At 75.0% G+C, this 276-nt stretch carries 1 protein-coding gene; it reads right to left on the bottom strand.

The features are described from left to right. On the bottom strand, nucleotides 1-276 hold a 276-nt coding region (locus tag V5O46_RS31745), incomplete at both ends, for an acyltransferase domain-containing protein (RefSeq protein WP_332888195.1).

Genomic DNA, 276 nt, shown 5'->3' with positions numbered 1-276 from the left:
GTCGCGGCGGAGGGTGCCGACCACGGCGGCGGTCCGCTCGGCGGTCTCCGCGGTGTCCTGCACGGCGGCCGTCAGCACCGGGTGCGGGCTGATCTCCACGAACACGGCGTGGCCGGAGTCGAGCAGGCCGCGCACCACGGGTTCGAACCGGACGGGCTCCCGGAGGTTGCGGTACCAGTAGTCGGCGTCGAGCCGCGTCCCGCCGAGCACTCCGCCCAGCAGGGTGGAGTGGAAGGCGATGTCGGCCGTGCCGGGCCGGAGTTCGGCGAGCGCGGT

Origin of the sequence: Streptomyces poriticola, assembly GCF_036689765.1 — a bacterium.
In the GTDB taxonomy this organism is placed as follows: domain Bacteria; phylum Actinomycetota; class Actinomycetes; order Streptomycetales; family Streptomycetaceae; genus Streptomyces; species Streptomyces poriticola.
This window is presented reverse-complemented; position numbering and strand designations above follow the sequence as displayed.